The organism is Parasaccharibacter sp. TMW 2.1891 (genome assembly GCF_023337675.1).
Taxonomy (GTDB): domain Bacteria; phylum Pseudomonadota; class Alphaproteobacteria; order Acetobacterales; family Acetobacteraceae; genus Bombella; species Bombella apis.
Genome location: NZ_QORT01000001.1, coordinates 1,098,483 through 1,116,183, shown reverse-complemented (window position 1 = coordinate 1,116,183; position 17,701 = coordinate 1,098,483). Strand labels below are relative to the sequence as shown.

Sequence of the window (17,701 nt, the reverse complement as noted above, 5' to 3'; positions counted from 1 at the left end):
TATGAGTGATTTTCTGAAGATTGAGGGGCTGAAGGCCCAGATCGATGCTGACGGCACCCCCAAGGAAATTCTGAAGGGTCTGGACCTCACGATCCCCAAGGGAGAGGTTCACGCCATCATGGGGCCGAACGGTTCTGGCAAGTCCACGCTCTCCTATGTTCTGGCGGGGCGTGAGGATTACGAGGTGACGGGTGGTTCCGCCCATTTCAAGGGGCAGGACCTGCTGGAGCTGGAGCCGGAAGAACGTGCGGCACTGGGTGTGTTTCTGGCCTTTCAGTCCCCGGTGGAACTGCCCGGTGTCAACAACGCCAACTTCCTGCGGACGGCAGTAAACGCCGTGCGCAAGGCCCGTGGTGAGGAGGAGCTGGATGCCGTGTCCTTCCTCAAGCTGGCACGGGAGGAAACCAGCCGCCTTTCCATGTCCGGCGAGATGCTCAAGCGGGCCGTGAATGTCGGCTTCTCCGGTGGTGAGAAGAAGCGCAACGAGGTGCTCCAGATGCGCCTGCTCAAGCCTTCTCTGGCCATTCTGGACGAGACGGACAGCGGGCTGGACATCGATGCGCTGCGTATCGTGGCGGAGGGTGTGAACTCTCTGCGTGGGCCGGACTTCTCATCACTGGTGATTACCCATCACCAGCGTCTGCTGGAATATATCGTGCCGGACCGTGTGCATGTCATGGCGCACGGACGCATCATCCATAGTGGCGGCCCGGAAGTGGCAACACTGCTGGAAAAACAGGGCTACAAACAGTTTCTTGAGGCGGCAGCGTGAGTGAGAACAGTGCAGCAGCCTGGCAGGCCCTGACGGGGCGTGCCGGAGAGCGTGCAGCCCTGCTGGGAGCGGAAGGGCTGCCAACACGTCGGGTGGAGGCATGGCATTACACGCCACTCCAGTCCCTGAACGGGATTGCCTGGCAGGAGGCTCCAGCCCTTGAAGCCGCCACCGTGAAGCAGCGTGTGGAAGGCCTGAACCTGCCAGAGCATGATGGCCTGCTGGTCTTTGCCAATGGCCGGTTCTGCAAGGAGCTGTCCCACCTGCCAGACTGCATGGACGTGCAGGAATATGGTGACGGTTCTGCCGTGCAGCCGCTGCTGGCGGGGCGTTTCTCTGCCGGTCTGAATGCGGCCCTCCGTCAGCCGGGGGCACGGCTTCATGTTCCGGCCGGGACGGATGCCGGGCTGATCGTCATGGTCAGCCTGACGGAAGGGGATGGCGTGTCCACCCATCTTCATCACAGTGTCACGCTGGATGAGGGGGCGCAGCTGACCCTGCTGGATGTCCAGCTTGGCACGGGGCAGTATCTGACCAATCCGCAGGTGGATGTCCATTGTGCGGACAAGGCGCATCTCAGCCACATCACGCAGCAGGCTGAAAGCCATGAGGCCGCCCGTCTGGCCATTGTCGGGGCCCGTGTGGGTGAGCGTGGCAATTATGACAGCTTCACGCTCAATCAGGGGGGCGTGCTGGCCCGTCAGGAAGTCGTCACCCAGCTGTCTGGCCCGTTCAGCAACACGAACGTCAATGCGATCCAGCTTGTCGATGGTGCCCGGCTGAATGACCTGTCTTCCATGATCCATCATGCGTCACCGGACTGCACGTCCCGCCAGACGGTGCGGAGCGTGCTGTCGGAAAACGGACAGGGTGTCTTCCAGGGGAAGATTCTGGTGGACCGGATCGCCCAGAAGACTGATGGCTACCAGATGAACCAGGCCCTGCTCCTGTCCGAAAAGGCACAGATGAACAGCAAGCCGGAGCTTGAGATTTACGCTGATGACGTCAAGTGCAGCCACGGTGCGACCGTCGGTGCGCTGGATGAGGACCAGCTTTTCTATCTCCGTTCCCGTGGGGTCCAGGAGGAGCAGGCCCGTGACATGCTGGTTCAGGCCTTCCTTCTGGAAACGGTGGAACTGGTGGAGCATGAAAGCCTGCGGGACTATCTGCTGAAAGCGTTGCCCGGCCATGTCTGATAACGTGCGTGCCCGCTTCCCCATTCTGTCCGAAACGGCTCATGGCCGTCCGCTGGTCTTTCTGGACAGCGCAGCCTCTGCCCAGAAGCCGGACTGTGTCATCGAGGCGATGAGCGAAGCGGCACGGCACTGTTACGCCAATATCCATCGTGGTCTGTATGACATGAGCGAGCGGACCACGCAGGCTTATGAAGCCGTGCGTGATGATGTGGCCCGGTTCCTCAATGCGGCGGACCGGCGGGAGATCGTGTTTACCAAGAACAGCACGGAGGGCCTCAATCTGCTGGCCCATTCGCTGGGCAGCCAGCTTAGGCCCGGGCAGGCCGTGCTGATCTCCGCTCTGGAGCACCATGCCAACATCGTGCCGTGGCTCATGCTGCGGGACAGGCTGGGCATCGAGCTGCGTGTGGCCCCCATCAATGCGGATGGGGACATCGATCTTGCCGCTTATGAAGAGCTGCTGGGTGATGGCCGTGTTGCGCTGGTTTCCGTCACGCACATGTCCAACGTGCTGGGGACCATCACGCCCGTGAAAAAGCTGGCGGAGCTGGCCCACAGGCACGGGGCGAAAGTCATCGTGGATGGCTCCCAGTCCATCGTCCATCGCAGGGTGGACGTGCAGGCTCTGGGGGCGGATTTCTTCGTCTTTACCGGCCACAAGCTTTATGGGCCTACGGGTGTCGGCATCCTCTGGGGCAGGCTGCCCCTGCTGGAGGAGATGCCGCCTTTTCTGGGGGGAGGGGACATGATCCGCTCCGTCTCGTTCGAGAAGGCAAGCTGGGCCGATGCGCCGTACAAATTCGAGGCTGGCACGCCCGCCATTCTGGAAGTGCTGGGTCTGGGAGCCGCCATCCGTTTCGTGGAGGAGCTGGGGGCAGACGTGATTGAAGCACATGAGCGTGATCTGGTCTCTTATGCCCAGAAGGTGCTTGAAAAGACGGATGGTGTGAGCATCATGGGAAACCCGGTGGAGCGGGGCGGTGTCTTCTCACTTCAGGTGGAGGGGGCACACCCGCATGATCTTGCCGTGCTGCTGGATCAGCAGGGCATTGCCGTCCGGGCCGGGCAGCATTGTGCTGAACCGCTGATGCAGGAGCTGGGCGTGCAGGCAACCGCCAGAGCCAGTTTTGCCATTTATACGACACGTGACGAGATAGACGCTCTGGCCCACGGCATTGAGCGTGCGCGTGCCTTACTTGCGTGAGGATGTCATGACAGAAACAGACGAGCTGAAGAGCAGAGATGAGGCGGTTTCTTCCGCTGTGGAAGAGAACGTTCCCGCCGGGCCGTCTGTTCCGACACGGGAGCAGGCCTATGCGGGGCAGGAGGAGCTTGTTCCACCCCCCGTGGATGCGCCGCCACAGCAGGATGAGGTCATCGCCGCCATCGAGACCGTCTTTGACCCGGAGATTCCGGTCAACGTCTACGAGCTGGGGCTGATTTACGCCATCGACCTGCATGATGACGGGCGTGTGGATATTGAGATGTCCCTCACGGCCCCGAATTGCCCAAGTGCGCAGGAGCTGCCCCAGATGGTGCGTTATGCCGTGCTGTCCGTTCCGACCGTGCGGGAAGTGACCGTCAAGGTGGTCTGGGATCCGCCGTGGGACATGAGCCGGATGAGCGACAATGCCCGTCTTGCCCTGAACATGTTCTGAGCCTGAATGAACACGCTGGAAACTGAAGATCGGGAGGGTACCCTCATGACAGATACTGCCCCCAAACGCAGCCTGCCACCTCTGATGACCATGACGGATCGGGCCGCCGCCCGCCTGAAGACCCTGTATGAGGGAGCCGAGAAGGGAAAGTTCCTGCGCATCAGCGTGGGCAAGCGTGGCTGTTCCGGCATGTCCTACGAGATGAATTTCGTGTCGGAAGTCCAGAAAGGGGACGAGCGGATCGAGGATCATGGGCTGACCCTGCTGGTGGACAGCAAGGCGACGCTCTTCCTGATCGGCACGGTCATGGACTATGAGGTGAAGGAGCTGGAATCAGGCTTCACCTTCACCAACCCCAATGAGAAGGGCCGCTGTGGCTGCGGGGAGAGTTTCCACGTCTGACTGATGGAAGCGAGCGCAACGTGATGAAGCGGAGGGGAGATCATCCCTTCCGCTTTTTTTCGGCCTTGCGGATGCGTTTCGGATCTCTGGAAAGAACCAGCACGGTCTCGACATCCGTGGACCAGAGAAACTGGTCAATCACGGTCCATGACAGCACGGCAAAACCGGCCTGTTTCAGGGCGGGGAGTTCCTTTTCCAGCGCAGCCGGATTGCAGCTGACATAGACCACATCCTGCACTTTTGAGCGCAGCAGGGAGGCCAGCTGTTTGCCTGAGCCAGCATAGGGCGGGTCCAGCACGACAACACGGGCCTGATTCAGTTCAGGCGGCAGGAGAGGCTGGCGATTCAGATCACGCCCGGAGCCTTCCGCACGGCTGCCGTGGGTGGCGGCACGGAGGGAGGCGATGGCCGCCCTGTCGCCCTCATAGGCCTGCACGAAACCGTGCTGTGCCAGTGGGAAGGTCAGGGTTCCGCATCCAGCATACAGCTCGATGATCCGGTCCTTCCGGTTCAGTGGCGGCAGACCGGCAAGAACGGCCTCACGGATGGCCTGCTCACCTTCCTGGCTGGCCTGAAGAAAACTGGCTGGCGGGGGCGAGACCCTGACACCGCCAAAATGATGGAAGACCGGCCCCGTCTGTGCAGCCGTTTCCATCACCCTGCCGGGAGCCGGACGCCATGTGATGCGTGGAATTCCATGCTCCCGTGCAAAAGCGGCCAGTTTCTCCCTGTCAGAACCACTCAGGGGAGCGGGTGTCTCCAGTGTCAGGTCCGGGCCGCTGTCCAGAAGGTTGATGGCCAGACTGCCACGCCCTGTCAGGGCACCAAGGGAGGAGAGGCACTCACGGAGCGGAGGAAGCAGCTTCAGCAGTTCCGGGCGGATGAGGGGACATTCCGTCATGTCCACCGGGTCGCCACCCCGTTGATGAAGCCCGAGAATGATGCCGCCCGGTACCCTTTGCAGGGCCACGTCCAGCCGCTGGCGGCTGTGAGGGGGCGTCTGGTACAGGGCGGGTTCTGGCAGGTCCGTAAAGCCGCTTCTGTTCAGGGCACGCTGGACCTGATCCTTTTTCCACTCCAGCAGGGCGGTCTGGTCCATGTGCTGGAGGGCACAGCCGCCGCAGAGGTCGGACAGGGAGCAGGGCGCTTCTACCCGATGGGGGGATGTGCTTTCCCGCTCCAGAAGTTCCGCTTCGCCGTCATGGAATCGCAGATGCAGTTGCTCGCCCGGCAGGGTTCCGGGAATGTACCAGGCCCGCCCCTCATGACGCACCATCCCGTCTCCCGAACGGCCGAGCTGTTCGACAGTGGCGTGAATCTGCGTGGACGTTTCCATCATGAGTCGGACGGATCACGTGGTTCCGGCAGGAAGCTGACCTTCATGAAAGCAGGTACATTCTCGCCAAAGCCATCCTGCATCCCGTTCTTTTCCGGTACGGGCGGCAGCAGTTCGGCTCGGCCGGACCGCTTGTGGTCATGCTTGCGGGCTTCCGGCAGAGGATCACGCTCCGGCTGCTTCCTGCGGGCCGGACGGTCTTCCTGCTTCGGTTCGGCAGTTTTCCTGTTTCTGCCATTCCGCTGCTGACCCTTGCTCTCATCCTTGGCGGAGGCAGGGGAGGCATCCTCCTCTCCACGCCATTCAAGATGGCGGAAGCCTTTTACAGTCAGCGGCTCGATCGTCTTGCCCGTCAGGCTCTCGACGGCCTCGAGCAGCTTATGCTCATCAGGTGTGGCCAGACTGTAGGCCTTGCCTTCCTTGCCGGCACGGCCCGTGCGGCCAATACGGTGGACGTAATCTTCCGCATTGAAAGGCAGGTCATAGTTGAAGACATGGGACAGCCCGCCAATGTCAATGCCACGGGCCGCCACGTCGGAGCAGACGAGAATCTGGAGATCACCTGTGCGGAAGCGCTCAAGGGTTTCGAAACGCAGGTCCTGCGTCAGGTCGCCATGCAGGTGGCCGACAGAGAATTTCTGCCGTGTCAGATGGCGTTCCAGTGTGTCCACGTCACGCTTGCGGTTGCAGAAGATGATGGCGTTCTGCACGTCATCCTGCCGCAGCAGGGCGCAGAGGGCACGGCTCTTGTCCTTCTTCTCCACGACCAGCAGGCCCTCGGTAATGGTGCTGGCAACGGAGGACTGGCGGGCGACGGTGATTTCCTTGGGACTGTTCAGGAAATTGTCGGCCAGACGGCGGATCTCCGGAGCCATGGTGGCGGAGAAGAAAAGGGTCTGGCGCCGTCTGGGCAGCAGGCTCACGATGCGCTCAATATCGGGAATGAAGCCCATGTCCAGCATACGGTCGGCCTCATCAATGACGAGAAGGTCAGTCTGCGTCATCAGCAGTCCGCCCCGTTCGAACATGTCGAGCAGCCGCCCCGGGGTGGCGATGAGGACGTCCACGCCACGGTTGAGCAGTTCCTTCTGCTCGTTCATCTTGCCGCCACCGATCAGCAGGGCGTGGGTGAGGCGCAGATGCGCCCCGTACTGCTTGAAGTTCTCGGCAACCTGGAGGGCAAGCTCACGGGTGGGTTCCAGAATGAGCGAACGGGGCATCCTGGCCCGGGCTCGGGATTTGGAGAGCTTCTCCAGCATCGGCAGGGTGAAGGAGGCCGTCTTGCCGGTGCCAGTCTGCGCCACGCCAAGGACGTCACGCCCGGTCAGAATCTCTGGCACGGCCTGCGCCTGGATGGGCGTGGGATGAGTATAGCCCATTTCCTCCACGGCCCGGAGGATCGGTTCGGAAAGACCAAGATCGCTGAAGAGGATACGGCTTTCCGAGCCGGTCTCTGTGGGTGTTTCCTCAGCTGGTTTTTCTGCCTGCGGCTCAGCCGTTTCTGCTTCAGCCTTCTTCGCTCTTTTCCGGCGAGGCTTGGCTGGTGTGGCGGATGCCTTGTCTTCCGTTCCGGCTGGTGCGGCGCTGCCTGCCGTGGTTTCGACCGTTTCTTCAGCAGCTTTCCGACGGGTGGAAGGGCGGCGTGTTGGAGGGGTAGCCGACTCTTCGTGGTCGTCCACGGTTCCCGTGGCCGGTGTGGCTTCGGCCGTCTTTTTGCGGCGTGTGCGAGGCGTTGCCGGTTTTTTTTCCGGGACGTCGGCTTTGGCAGTTTCTGTTTCGGCTGTTTTTCTGGTGCGGGTAGTCGCCCTGCGTTTGCGTGCGGGGGGAGCTTCCTCACTCCCGGCAGCTGCTGTGGGGTCTGCCGGGGCAGATGCTTCCTCAGCAGTGGCAGCCTTGCGGCGGGTGCCCTTTACTGTTTTCTTTGCCGGAGTGGAGGCGCTGCTTTCTGTCGCCTCATCTGGGGAGGGAGCATCTTCTGGCGTGGGTTTCACGCTGCGGCGGCGCGTCGTGCGCTTGGGTTTCTCGGCAGGCTCCGCAGCTTCAGCAGCCGGGGCTGTCTCATCAGCAGCCGTGGCGGCTGGAGTCGTGGCTTTCTTCCTGGTACCGGCTGTCGTGCTGCGGCGTCGCGTGGTTGGCTTGCGGGCGGCAGTGGTGGTGTCATCCTGCACAGTATCGTCCGCTGGCTGTTCCGTCCCGGTTTCTGTCCCGGTGCGGGGTGTCTTCGTGCGGGGAGTGGACGTTTTCCGCACGCGGCTGGTGCTGCTGCGGGTCTTGGACGGACCAGAGGATGGTTTACTGCTCAAATGACTCTCGGAATGTTTCTGTTACAGGGCAGGCTGCCCGGCAGCCTGTCGGGCAGATGAAAGGCAACCGGAGAGGAAGGGTATCAGCCTCTCCGGTTCGTTAATATCCGTTATCGTCAAATGCCGTTTTTGGCAAGGTAATAGGCGGTCGCTCACAGTGAAGAGAGCTGGATGTCAGGCGCCGCCACCAAGAGCACCGGCGATGATGGCGATGATGCCTGCCAGCGCCATGAGGGCTGCCCGCCGATGCAGGGAGCTGAAAAGCTGCGGCTGAGGGCGGATGGCACGCCGTGCTGCCCGCAGTGGGCCGAAAAGCATGCTCAGGAAAATGACGATCATCACCAGCCCGCAGAAGGCCATGAGGTGGAACGGCCAAGGCAGATAGGCGCCTGCATGGATGATGAGGGCGATTCCGCTGAGGACAGCCACAGGGACGACGTGGCAGAGCGCCTTGAGATAACGGCCATAGGTCTGAAGCAGAACCGTGTTGGCCTGCTGTGCTTCCAGCAGGCGGACGCTGCGGCGGGACTGGAGGCAGAAGATGGCGCCACCGACCCAGTAGGTGATGCAGAGGAGATGCAGGGCGAGGATGAGCCCCCAGAGAATGGAACTGGTCATGGTCAATCCGTAACGTGTAACTGAGTGATTGGCCACGTCTTATAGAGGGAAGATTCCATTATGTCCTGTTTTCCGTATCAGGCAGCCCTGTCGCAGGCTCTTCTGGCTCCTGAGGATACACGGCGGATGGATCATGCCATGGCATCGACTCTGCCTGTAATCATGGAGAGAGCTGGCATGATGGCTGCCCGGGCTGTCTGCCAGCATGTCCGGCCCTGCCGGGTTCTGGTGGCCTGTGGGCCAGGGAACAATGGGGGCGATGGCCATGTGCTGGCCCGTCATCTGGCTGAGCGTGGCTGGCCTGTGTCCGTGGCGGTGCTGCATCCGCCTGAGCCTGACAGTCTGGCTGACAGGATGGCAAAGCGCTGGCATGGGCCGGTGGTGGCTTTCACGCAGGAGGAGGCCCGACGGGCTGATCTGGTGATTGATGCCGTATTCGGTGCTGGCATGAACCGGTCCCTGCCGGAATGTGTCGAAGATTTCTTTGCTGCGGCACGGCAGATCATTGCCATTGACGTTCCATCTGGTCTGGACGGCGCTACAGGGGCGTGTTCGGGGCGTGTGGCAGCCTGCCGGATGACCATTGCCCTGATCCGCAAAAGGCCGGGCCATCTGCTGGAACCAGGGCGGTCGCTCTGTGGTGAGGTTGTCTGCGTCGATCTGGCGGCGCCTGCCGCTGCCATGATCCAGATGGAGAGTGTCCGGCTGTGGGAGAATGCACCGGGTTTATGGCGGCTCCCGGCGCAGAGGCCTGGGGACCACAAATACAGACGGGGCGTGGTAAGCATCTGTGGTGGTGCTGCCATGCACGGTGCCGCCTTGTTTGCGTTCGAGGCAGCCCGGCATGTCGGTGCCGGGCTTGTCCGCCTTACGGTGCCAGCCGAGGCTGCCACGCTGTACCGACTCGCTTCACCGGCTGCTATTGTGGATGCACAGCCCATGGAGCAGGCGCTGGAGGATGAGCGTCGGCACGTCTGGGTCTGTGGCCCCGGCCTGTGTCCGGAGGAGGTGGAGCGGACACTGCCATGCCTTCAGAAGTCTGGCCGAACAATCGTGGCTGATGCCGGTGCGCTGTCATGGGCGGCCGGGCATCCCGAGCGACTGAAGGGGGTTTCCGTCATGACGCCGCACATGGGTGAGTTTTCCCGCCTTTTCGGGCAGATGGAGGGGAGCCGTCTGGAGGTTGCACGGCGGGCTGCAGCCCGGTTGGGTGTCGTGGTTGTTCTGAAGGGAGCCGATACGGTCATTGCGGCTCCGGATGGCCGTTCGTCCATCAACGTCCACGCTACGCCAGCTCTGGCCATTGCCGGGGCAGGGGATGTACTGAGTGGGCTTGTCGGGGCCTTTCTCGCCGCAGGGCTGCCTGCCTGGGAGGCTGCTGCTGCGGCTGTCTGGGTTCATGGTGAGGCAGGACGGCGTGCTGCCCGCAGGAAAGCAGGCTGGATCGTACCGGAAGACCTTTTTGGAGAGCTGGGGGCGGCCCGGCATGCGGCTTCCAAGAGGCCTGAAGGGGACAGTGTGTGCGTGAGGGCAGAATAACAGGATCGCCCATGGCAGAAATGACATCTTTGCAAAGAGAAACCCTTGCCGATGCCTGTCTCATGCGCTAAATCCGCAGACTGATGAAGGGTCCGTGCCTGCCTGTCAGGGGGTGCGGATGCTGGAGAACAGGTCGTATGGTTCATGCGGGCGTGGTGAAATTGGTAGACACGCCAGATTTAGGTTCTGGTGGCGCAAGCTGTGGGGGTTCAAGTCCCTCCGCCCGCACCAAGGCAGTCTCCTCCTGAGTACAACAATGTCGATGATCCCCTTGTCATAGAGAAGGAATAGCGGTTTCATGCAGGTTACGCCCACACTCACCGAAGGCCTGAAGCGGTCCTTCACCGTAGTTATTCCCGCTGCTGACCTGCAGGGCCGTTGCGATGCCCGTCTGGCTGAAGTGGCTCGTGATGTGAAGCTTCCCGGCTTCCGCCCGGGCAAGGTTCCGGCCTCCGTCGTCAAGCAGCGCTTTGGTGAATCCGTCCAGGCGGAAGTGACGGAAAAGCTGGTGCAGGAGAGCGTGAAGTCCCTGCTGGAAGAGCGTGACATCCGCCCGGCCATGCAGCCGAAGGTTGAGATCGTTTCTGGTGGAACTGAGGGCAAGCCCTTCGAATTCACGCTGGAGATGGAAATCCTGCCGGAAATCCCGACCCCGGACATGGCAGGCACGAAGCTGACCCGCTACAGTGCCAAGGTTGCTGATGAGGTTGTGGACAAGGCTCTGGCCGAGGTTGCCCAGCGCAACCGCAAGTTCGAGACGGTGGATGAGAACCGTCCGGCTGGCAAGGGTGATGTGCTGAACGTCAATTTCGTTGGCAAGAAGGATGGCGTGCCGTTTGATGGTGGCACGGCCGGGGATGTCAATGTCGAGATTGGCGGTGCTGGTTTCATCCCCGGTTTTGCCGAGCAGATGGAAGGCATGAAGCCGGGTGAGGAACGCACGATCACGGTGACCTTCCCGGAGAATTACCAGGCCAAGGAGCTCGCTGGTCAGGAGGCTACATTCGAGATCAAGGCTAATGCGCTGAAGAAGCCGGTCGATCCGACGATTGATGATGAGTTTGCCAAGTCTCTGGGGCTGGAGAGCGTCGAGCAGATGCGCAAGCTGATTGCCGAGCAGGCAGAGGGCGAGTACAAGCAGCTTTCCCGTATGCGCATCAAGCGGGACCTGCTGGACATCCTGTCCGAGAAGGTTGACTTTGAGGCACCGCAGAGCATGGTGGATGCCGAGTTTGGCCAGATCTGGAGCCGTATCGAGGCTGAGCGCAAGAATGGCAGCCTTGATGAGAAGGATGCTGCCAAGGATGAGGAAACCCTGCGGGCCGACTATCGCAGGATTGCCGAGCGCCGTGTGAAGCTGGGTCTGCTTCTGGCCGAGCTTGGCCGCAAGCAGGACATCCAGGTCTCGCAGGAAGAGCTGCTCTCTGCCATGCAGCAGGAGGCTCGCCGTTACCCGGGGCAGGAGCAGGCCGTGTTCGAGTTCTTTACGAAGAATCCTCAGGCCATCGATACCCTGCGCGGGCCAATCCTTGAGGATAAGGTCGTCGATTATCTGATCGAGCTGGCTGAAGTGACCGACAAGGAAGTGACGGCAGAGGAACTGGCCAACATTCCGGATGCTGACTGATTGCTGCATCTGAGGAAGGAAGGGGCAGCAGCCGCTGCCCCTTTTTTTTGCTCTTGGCAGGAAGATTCCTCTGATATTAGTCCATTCTGTGCGAAGACACGGGCAAAGAGGGTGTGCTAGGCTAGGGGGAGTTGTAAAGGAAAATACCTATGGGCATTGAAGACCGTAATCCTCTGGACGTGTTCAATAACACTCTTGTTCCAATGGTGGTGGAGCAGACCTCAAGGGGTGAGCGCTCTTTCGACATCTATTCCCGGCTTTTGCAGGAGCGTATCATTTTTCTGACAGGCCCGGTCTATGACCAGGTCTCGTCTCTGATCTGTGCGCAGCTGCTCTATCTTGAGAGTGTCAGCCCGACCAAGGAAATCTCTTTCTATATCAACAGCCCTGGTGGGGTCGTTTCTGCCGGTCTGGCGATGTACGACACCATGCAGTATATCCGTTCACCGGTCAGCACGGTCTGTATCGGTCAGGCTGCGTCCATGGGGTCACTGCTGTTGGCTGCCGGTGAGGCGGGCCGCCGTTTCTGCCTGCCCAATGCCCGTGTCATGGTCCACCAGCCTTCCGGTGGAGCGCAGGGGCAGGCTTCGGACATCGAAATTCAGGCCCGTGAAATCCTGCATATCCGTCGCCGGCTGAATGAGATCTACCGTGAGCATACAGGGCGTGCGCTGGAGGAAATCGAGGAGGCGCTGGAGCGTGACCGTTATCTCTCTGCTGCGGAGGCCAAGGAGTTCGGGCTGGTGGATGAGGTTGTGACACGTCATCCCGCGGAGAAGAAAAGGGCCTGATCTGATTGTTGAACAGGGCATTCAGGGGTCTGAACATACCCGTCTCCCATACGGGTTTGAGGAGCTGTAATGAGCGGAAAAGATAGCGATTCAAAGAATACGCTTTATTGTTCATTCTGTGGGAAATCCCAGCATGAGGTGAAGAAACTCATTGCCGGGCCAACCGTATTCATCTGTAATGAATGTGTTGAACTGTGCACGGACATCATCCGTGAGGAACGGAACACAGGCCCTGTGACCAGTGGTGAAGGGGTGCCAACTCCACGGGAAATCTGCCAGATACTCAATGATTATGTCATTGGCCAGAGTGAAGCCAAGAAGGTGCTTTCGGTGGCTGTGCATAATCATTACAAGCGGCTGGAGCAGTCCGAAAAGGCTGGTGATGTCGAGATCGGCAAGGCCAACATCATGCTGATCGGTCCGACGGGAACGGGGAAGACCCTGCTGGCCCAGACACTGGCCCGCATTCTGGACGTTCCCTTCACCATGGCCGATGCCACGACACTGACAGAAGCTGGCTATGTGGGAGAGGATGTCGAGAACATCATCCTCAAGCTGCTTCAGGCCTGTGACTATAATGTTGAACGTGCCCAGCGTGGCATTGTCTATATTGATGAGATCGACAAGATTTCCCGCAAGGCGGAGAATCCGTCCATCACCCGGGATGTCTCTGGTGAAGGCGTGCAGCAGGCTCTGCTGAAGCTGATGGAAGGCACGGTGGCCTCCGTTCCTCCGCAGGGAGGGCGCAAGCATCCGCAGCAGGAGTTCGTGCAGGTCGATACGACCAACATGCTCTTCATCTGTGGCGGGGCCTTTGCCGGGCTGGACAAGGTCATCAGTGCCCGTGGCAAGGGCAGTGGCATTGGTTTTGGGGCGGATGTGCGCTCCGAGGATGACCGCAAGCTGGGAGATATCCTCAAGGATATCGAGCCGGAAGACCTCATGAAATACGGCCTGATTCCGGAATTCATTGGCCGTCTGCCGGTCATCGCCACGCTGAATGACCTTGATGAGGCCGCTCTCGTCCAGATTCTGACAGAGCCGAAAAATGCTCTGGTCAAGCAGTATCAGCGTCTCTTCCAGATGGAAGGGGTGGAGCTGGAGTTTGAGGAAGAGGCCATCAAGGGGATTGCTGCCCGTGCCATCGAGCGGCAGACCGGGGCCCGGGGTCTGCGTTCCATCATGGAAAAAATCCTGATGGAAACGATGTTTGACCTTCCAGGCCGGAAGAATGTCGACAAGGTTGTCGTCACCCGGGATGTGGCGGAAGGCCGTGCAGAGCCTGTCTATGTTCATGGCCAGCAGGCTGAGGAAGAAAAACAGGCGGACTGAAAGAGGCGGATGCTGGCAGATTTCCATCATCTGCCAGCGCTTCGCAGCGCCAGGGGTATTGTCCCTTGTGCCTTGATACCCCACATAGAGATACAGAATGAAAGAGCCCCTTGCCGTGCCACTTTTTCAGGGCGGCGGGGGTTTGATCGTCCGTTATGGAGATCCTGAAGCATGAGTGACGAAAAGAAACCAAAGACAGCCCGCCGCAAGACTGCTGCCAAGGATGCCGACAAGGGTAGCGTCGCCCGGACGCGGCGTACGGCTTCCACGTCTGCTACCCGTAAAGATGGAGAGGCCAAGGCTTCTGCGGCTCCTCGCAGGAAGGCTGCGTCCTCCAAGGCTGAAAGCGGCAAGGCTACAGTGGCCGTTCAGTCGCCCCGGAAGGAAGCGCCTGTCATGCCGGTGCTGCCCCTGCGGAATATTGTCGTCTTCCCACACATGATTGTTCCACTCTTTGTGGGACGTGAGAAATCAATCCATGCTCTGGAGCAGATGCCGGAGGATGTCCGTGAGATCATTCTCGTGTCCCAGAAAGATGTGGGCAAAGATGAGCCGACTGTTGATGATGTGTTCCGCATCGGGACGGTTGCCAGCGTCCTCCAGCTTCTGAAATTGCCCGATGGTACGGTGAAGGTTCTGGTGGAAGGGCTGCGCCGTGTCCGTCTTGTTGGCCTGAAGGAGCAGGATGGCTATTTTCAGAGCTCTGTGGAAGACCTTCCTGATGAGCTGGGTGCCCGTGGTGGGGAACGTGAAGCTCTGGCCCGTTCTGCCGTAAAACGGTTTGAGGATTATGCCCGGCTGAACAAGAAGGTGGCGCCGGAGGTACTGGCCTCGGTCAGCCATCTGGAGGATCCGTCCCGTCTGGCGGATACGATTGCCAGCCACCTCAACCTGCGGATTCCGGAACGGCAGGAGCTGCTGGAAACCCTCTCCGTGGAGGAGAGGCTGGAGCGTGTCTTTGCGGGGATGGAAGCGGAAATAGACGTTCTTCAGGTGGAGAAGCGTATCCGCAGCCGTGTGAAGAAGCAGATGGAGAAAACCCAGCGGGAGTATTATCTGAATGAGCAGATGAAGGCCATTCAGAAAGAACTGGGTGAAGGCGAGGATGGCCGTGACGAACTTGCCGAGATCGAAGAGAAGATCGAAACGCAGGGGCTAAGCCAGGAAGCCAGGGAGAAGGCCCGTGGCGAGCTGAAAAAGCTGCGGAGCATGAGCCCCATGTCTGCCGAGGGCACAGTGGTCCGCAGTTATCTGGACTGGCTGGTCAGCCTGCCATGGAAGAAACGCTCCAAACTGGCAAAATCCCTCCAGAAGGCGGAAGACGTTCTTGAGGCTGATCACTATGGGTTGGAGAAGATCAAGGAACGTGTCCTCGAGTATCTGGCCGTCCAGAGCCGTGCGAAGAAGCTGAAGGGGCCGATCCTCTGTCTGGTTGGCCCTCCGGGTGTTGGCAAGACCTCTCTGGCACGGTCCATCGCCAGGGCGACAGGGCGGAAATATGTCCGCATTTCCCTTGGGGGGATGAAGGATGAATCCGAGATACGTGGTCACAGACGGACCTATATCGGTGCCATGCCGGGCAAGATTGTCCAGGGTATCAAGAAGGCCGGGGTGAGCAATCCACTCTTCCTGCTGGATGAGGTGGACAAGCTGGGGTCGGACTGGCGGGGGGATCCGTCTTCCGCCCTGCTGGAGGTGCTGGACCCGGAACAGAACAACACGTTCGGGGACCATTATCTCGAGGTGGAATATGATCTTTCTGACATCATGTTCATCGCCACGGCCAATTCTCTCGACATGCCCCAGCCGTTGCTGGACCGCATGGAGATCATCCGCCTTTCTGGATATACGGAACAGGAGAAGCTGGAGATCGCCAAGAGGCATCTGCTGGCCAAGCAGGCGAAAGAGCATAATCTGAAGCCTGGTGAATGGCACGTGACAGACGAGGCTCTTCTGGCGCTTATCCGGTCTTATACACGGGAAGCCGGGGTGCGCAGTCTGGAGAGGATGATCGCCCGTCTGGCGCGTAAGGCCGTGCGTGAGATTCTGTCTGGCAAGGTGAAAAAGATCGAGGTGACGCCAGAGACGCTGGAGGTTTATGCCGGTGTCCCACGTTACCGTCATGGTGAGGCTGATCAGGAGGATCAGATCGGTATCGTGACGGGCCTGGCCTGGACACAGGTTGGCGGAGAGATCCTGACCATCGAGAGCCTGACCATGCCGGGCAAGGGCACGATCCGTCATACCGGCAAGCTTGGTGATGTGATGAAGGAGAGCGTGTCTGCGGCTTTCTCCTATGTGAAGTCCCGTGCCGAGACATTCGGTATCGACCCGGCCGTGCTTGAGAAAACGGACATTCACGTGCACCTGCCAGAGGGGGCCGTGCCGAAGGATGGCCCTTCTGCGGGTTCAGCGCTGACCACGTCTCTCGTCAGTGTGCTGACACGTATCCCGGTCCGGCATGATGTTGCCATGACGGGGGAGGTGACCCTGCGTGGCCGTGTGTTGGAGATTGGTGGGTTGAAGGAGAAGCTGCTCGCAGCTCTGCGGGCTGGCATCAAGACGGTTCTCATCCCGGAAATGAATGTCAAAGACCTGGCTGAGATTCCTGAAAATGTGAAAGAAGGGTTACAGATCATTCCCGTCCAGCATATGGATGAAGTGCTGAATATTGCCTTGACAGAGCCGCCGAAGGCTTTGGTAGCGGGGCAGATGGCGGGCAGGAGTGCCAAGAAAGTGAACGGGGAAGGAATTTCTCGCTCAATTCAACATTAAGTAAGGGTATTCTTGGCTTCAGGCTGTTGACGCGGACGAAAACCGCTTCATAGTGCAGGTGTAAATCGCAATATGTGATTCTGGCCTCTTTGCGAGGCTGTCTCACCAAACGTTGAAAGGCTTACCATGGAGAAACCTCTGAACAAGCAGGAACTCATTGCTTCCGTTGCCGAGGCCGCTGATCTTCCCAAGGCGAAGGCTGGTGATGTCGTGGATGCCGTGTTCGGCACCATCGAGAAGACCTTGGCCAAGGGGCAGGAAGTTCGCCTGGTAGGCTTTGGCAGCTTCGTGACAGCCACCCGCAAGGCTGCCAAGGGCCGCAACCCGCGTACGGGTGAAGAGATCGACATTCCGGCTTCCACGTCCGTGCGTTTCAAGCCGGGCAAGGGCCTGAAGGATGCCGTCAGCAAGTAAGCTGGCATCGTGGAAACGGGGAAGATAATTTTCTGAAAAAAAATGAGAATTCCCCGTTGCGCTCCGTGAGGCTTTTGCCTATAAACCGGGGCGGGCAATTAGCTCAGCGGTAGAGCGTCTCGTTTACACCGAGAGGGTCGGCGGTTCGATCCCGTCATTGCCCACCATCTTACATTCAAGTTTTTTTATGACCTGGCGTTTCGAATATCATGAAACGCTGGCATCCACTTCCGATCTCTGTCGGGAACGGGCTGAAGCCGGCGAAGAAGACAGGCTGGCCGTTGTGGCAGAGCGACAGAGCGCAGCCCGGGGAAGCCGGGGGCGTAGCTGGCAGAGTGGCGAGGGAAATCTGGCATTTTCCTTTCTTTTCCGTTTTTCCGAAAATCAGGCCATGCGGGCGGTTCTGCCCTATATGGTGGCTCTGGCCCTTCGTGATGGGCTCGTGGCCGCAGCGGATCTGTCGGGGGAGGCTTCAGCCTCGCTATGGCTGAAATGGCCGAACGATCTTCTGCTTTCAGGCCGGAAAATGGCAGGTATTCTGATTGAAACCGGTTTTCTGGCAGCCGGGGGAAAGGGGCTGCCCTGTTGGGCGGTCATAGGCATGGGGGCCAATCTGCGGCAGTGTCCGGTCGTGGAAGGCCGGACACTCGCAGCCCTTTCCGAGGTCTGCTCTCCGCCGGATGCCCAGGCCTGCGCCCAGGCCATCGTGCGAGCGTTCGATGGATGGATGGAACGCTGGCAGCGTGAGGGCAACGGTGTGATCTGGGAGAGCTGGATGGAGCGTGCTCATCCTCTGGGTACTCGACTGATCCTTCGAAGACATGGTAGGGAAGTAGCAGGACAATTCGCCGGGCTTGATGCGCAGGGACATCTTCTGCTCGCACTGGACGATGGTGGCATGACCTCGGTCGTGACGGGTGATGTGATCTGTGAGTAAG

Annotated in this window: 15 protein-coding genes and 2 tRNA genes; 14 read left to right on the top strand and 3 right to left on the bottom strand. The window is 59.9% G+C overall.

Going from position 1 to position 17,701, the window contains the following annotated elements:
• Nucleotide 1: 1 nt before the first annotated feature.
• The 5 genes from sufC to DTJ15_RS04885 are packed head-to-tail and all read left to right on the top strand — an operon-like array spanning nucleotide 2 to nucleotide 4,028.
• Nucleotides 2–772, top strand: coding sequence for a Fe-S cluster assembly ATPase SufC (gene sufC, locus DTJ15_RS04905; protein WP_043559896.1), 771 nt, complete (start codon nucleotides 2–4; stop codon nucleotides 770–772).
• Complete coding sequence (gene sufD / locus DTJ15_RS04900) at nucleotides 769–1,968, top strand: Fe-S cluster assembly protein SufD (protein WP_086431456.1); 1,200 nt, start codon at nucleotides 769–771, stop codon at nucleotides 1,966–1,968. Before sufC ends, sufD begins: the two co-directional genes overlap by 4 nt.
• Nucleotides 1,961–3,172: an aminotransferase class V-fold PLP-dependent enzyme gene (locus DTJ15_RS04895; protein ID WP_249109543.1), complete on the top strand. Its 1,212-nt coding sequence runs from the start codon at nucleotides 1,961–1,963 to the stop codon at nucleotides 3,170–3,172. Before sufD ends, DTJ15_RS04895 begins: the two co-directional genes overlap by 8 nt.
• A 7-nt stretch (nucleotides 3,173–3,179) precedes the next feature.
• Nucleotides 3,180–3,626 carry an SUF system Fe-S cluster assembly protein gene (locus tag DTJ15_RS04890; protein WP_081563230.1) on the top strand — a complete coding sequence of 149 codons (447 nt, stop codon included), beginning with the start codon at nucleotides 3,180–3,182 and terminating at the stop codon, nucleotides 3,624–3,626.
• Between the two features lie 45 nt (nucleotides 3,627–3,671).
• Nucleotides 3,672–4,028 carry an iron-sulfur cluster assembly accessory protein gene (locus DTJ15_RS04885; protein WP_249109542.1) on the top strand — a complete coding sequence of 119 codons (357 nt, stop codon included), beginning with the start codon at nucleotides 3,672–3,674 and terminating at the stop codon, nucleotides 4,026–4,028.
• Nucleotides 4,029–4,068: 40 nt separating this feature from the next.
• On the opposite strand, the gene DTJ15_RS04880 is transcribed toward DTJ15_RS04885, so the two are convergent.
• The 3 genes from DTJ15_RS04880 to DTJ15_RS04870 all read right to left on the bottom strand — a co-directional run bounded on the left by DTJ15_RS04880 (nucleotide 4,069) and on the right by DTJ15_RS04870 (nucleotide 8,285).
• On the bottom strand, nucleotides 4,069–5,367 hold the full coding sequence (locus tag DTJ15_RS04880; protein ID WP_249109541.1) for a class I SAM-dependent RNA methyltransferase: 1,299 nt from the start codon (nucleotides 5,365–5,367) through the stop codon (nucleotides 4,069–4,071).
• Nucleotides 5,364–7,355: a DEAD/DEAH box helicase gene (locus DTJ15_RS04875; RefSeq protein ID WP_249109620.1), complete on the bottom strand. Its 1,992-nt coding sequence runs from the start codon at nucleotides 7,353–7,355 to the stop codon at nucleotides 5,364–5,366. The genes DTJ15_RS04880 and DTJ15_RS04875 overlap by 4 nt, the downstream gene beginning before the upstream one ends.
• Nucleotides 7,356–7,841: 486 nt before the next feature.
• Nucleotides 7,842–8,285 (bottom strand): hypothetical protein, encoded by a 444-nt coding sequence (locus DTJ15_RS04870; protein WP_043559900.1) that lies wholly within the window; start codon nucleotides 8,283–8,285, stop codon nucleotides 7,842–7,844.
• 60 nt (nucleotides 8,286–8,345) lie between these two features.
• On the opposite strand from DTJ15_RS04870, the gene DTJ15_RS04865 reads away from it, so the two are divergent.
• From DTJ15_RS04865 to DTJ15_RS04825, 9 genes are all read left to right on the top strand, one after another.
• Complete coding sequence (locus DTJ15_RS04865; protein ID WP_249109540.1) at nucleotides 8,346–9,824, top strand: NAD(P)H-hydrate dehydratase; 1,479 nt, start codon at nucleotides 8,346–8,348, stop codon at nucleotides 9,822–9,824.
• A 146-nt stretch (nucleotides 9,825–9,970) separates the two neighbouring features.
• Nucleotides 9,971–10,055 (top strand) — tRNA-Leu (locus DTJ15_RS04860).
• 67 nt (nucleotides 10,056–10,122) lie between these two features.
• Entirely contained in the window at nucleotides 10,123–11,451 is a 1,329-nt protein-coding gene (gene tig / locus DTJ15_RS04855) for a trigger factor (protein WP_249109539.1), read from the top strand.
• Nucleotides 11,452–11,600: 149 nt separating this feature from the next.
• Entirely contained in the window at nucleotides 11,601–12,242 is a 642-nt protein-coding gene (locus DTJ15_RS04850; RefSeq protein WP_043559905.1) for an ATP-dependent Clp protease proteolytic subunit, read from the top strand.
• Nucleotides 12,243–12,311: 69 nt separating this feature from the next.
• A complete protein-coding gene (gene clpX / locus DTJ15_RS04845) occupies nucleotides 12,312–13,574 on the top strand; it encodes an ATP-dependent Clp protease ATP-binding subunit ClpX (protein WP_043559908.1) in 1,263 nt (420 codons plus the stop codon).
• A gap of 171 nt (nucleotides 13,575–13,745) precedes the next feature.
• On the top strand, nucleotides 13,746–16,349 hold the full coding sequence (lon, locus tag DTJ15_RS04840; RefSeq protein WP_081847697.1) for an endopeptidase La: 2,604 nt from the start codon (nucleotides 13,746–13,748) through the stop codon (nucleotides 16,347–16,349).
• A 126-nt stretch (nucleotides 16,350–16,475) separates the two neighbouring features.
• Entirely contained in the window at nucleotides 16,476–16,763 is a 288-nt protein-coding gene (locus DTJ15_RS04835; protein ID WP_043559910.1) for an HU family DNA-binding protein, read from the top strand.
• Nucleotides 16,764–16,855: 92 nt separating this feature from the next.
• Nucleotides 16,856–16,930, top strand: a tRNA-Val gene (locus DTJ15_RS04830).
• A gap of 20 nt (nucleotides 16,931–16,950) precedes the next feature.
• Entirely contained in the window at nucleotides 16,951–17,700 is a 750-nt protein-coding gene (locus tag DTJ15_RS04825) for a biotin--[acetyl-CoA-carboxylase] ligase (RefSeq protein WP_249109538.1), read from the top strand.
• Nucleotide 17,701 lies beyond the last annotated feature (1 nt).